This is a genomic window from Amycolatopsis circi, from assembly GCF_003385235.1.
GTDB classification, from domain to species: domain Bacteria; phylum Actinomycetota; class Actinomycetes; order Mycobacteriales; family Pseudonocardiaceae; genus Amycolatopsis; species Amycolatopsis circi.
Window position 1 is genome coordinate 1 of the sequence record NZ_PQIA01000300.1, and the last position, 1,333, is coordinate 1,333.

1 protein-coding gene is annotated in these 1,333 nt (G+C 71.6%); it reads right to left on the minus strand.

Annotated features, from left to right (window positions below; all coding sequences use genetic code 11):
- Window positions 1–53: 53 nt before the first annotated feature.
- On the minus strand, window positions 54–1,241 hold the full coding sequence (locus D0D37_RS46370; RefSeq protein WP_116206903.1) for an integrase core domain-containing protein: 1,188 nt from the start codon (window positions 1,239–1,241) through the stop codon (window positions 54–56).
- Between the last annotated feature and the right edge of the window lie 92 nt (window positions 1,242–1,333).

Below are 1,333 nucleotides of genomic sequence, written 5' to 3' on the forward strand. Positions count from 1 at the left end.
TGTTGTGTCTCGGTTGTTCTGTCGCGGGGTTGTCTCGGTTGTTGTGTCTCATGTTAGGCGGCTGGGGTGAGGGTGCCTTGGTATCGCTTGGTGTGGTCGAGGCGGATGTGGCCGATGGGGTCGCCGTTGCGGGTGTAGGCGGTGGCCCGGTCGTGGTCTCGGACGAGGGTGACGGCGTGTCCGGCGTGGGCGGGGCCGAGGCGGATGCGTGCGTTTCTGCCGAGTTGGACGAGTCCTCGGGCGTCGGCGGTGAGGCGGTGGACGGTGGCGTCGGTCTGGACGGGCAGGTGTTCGGGTCCGCCGTGGTGTTCGGCGGCGGTCCAGGCGTGGTGCGGGGTGGCGCGGTCGAGTGCGCTGTGGGGGCGGTGGTTGTTGTAGCGGGCGCGGTAGGCGTCGAGCAGGGTTTGCAGGTCGGCCAGGGTCGCGGGCGGGGGCTGGCAGGCGAGCCAGCGTTTGAGGGTCTGGTGGTGGCGTTCGACTTTGCCGCAGGTCTGCGGGTGGTAGGGGCTGGAGTGGATCAGCCTGCTGCCCCAGCCGGTGACGACGCGGGTGAACCTCGAGGGCCCGGCGGAGGGGTTGCGCAGCCGGGAGGTGAACGCGGATCCGTTGTCGCATAACACGATCGCCGGTTCGCCGTGCTCGCGGGCGGCCGCGGTGATCGCGGCGACGGCGGCGTCGGCGGTCTCGGCCGGCGCGGCGAGACAGGCCACGAGCATCCGGGTGCAGTCGTCGAGCACGTCGAACACGACCGCTTTCCCTCCGCCGGCGAGGACGACCTCGGTGGCGTCGATCTGGTAGCAGTCGCGCGGGCGGGCGTAGGCGAAACGGCGCAGCGAGGACTTCGGCCGTTTGCGCGGGTTGCGTTCGAGCAGCCCGGCGCGGGCCAGGACCCGGTTGACCGTGGCCCGCGCCGGCACCCGCCACCCGCGTTCCGCCCAGTCCTGCTCGGCGGCCAGCACCGCCAGGGCGTCGCGGATCGGGTCGGCCCCGTTGTCCGGCGCCAGCGCCTCCCGCAGCCGCACGATCTCGGCCACCACCGGCCCCGGGGTCGCGTGCGGGGAGGACTTCGGGCGCCGCGACCGCGGCGCCCACGCGCCCTCGGCCTCGATCCGCGCGCGGTGCCGGTAGAACGTGCGCCGGTCGACGCCGTTGACCCGGCACCACTGCGACACGTTCCCGATCTTCGCCTGAACCGCCAACGTCGCGTCCATCAACAGCATCTTCGCTCGCTTCCGCGCCATGGGCACACCACAACGCCGATCAGGCGACAGACCCGGCAACCCACCCCACCAGGGTGTGTCACATGCCGAGAGACACAAACTGTGTCACAACA

What these genes read in the sequence shown, in the direction of transcription:
- D0D37_RS46370 (WP_116206903.1), bottom strand. Translation starts at nt 1,241, where the DNA reads ATGGCGCGGAAGCGAGCGAAGATGCTGTTGATGGACGCGACGTTGGCG.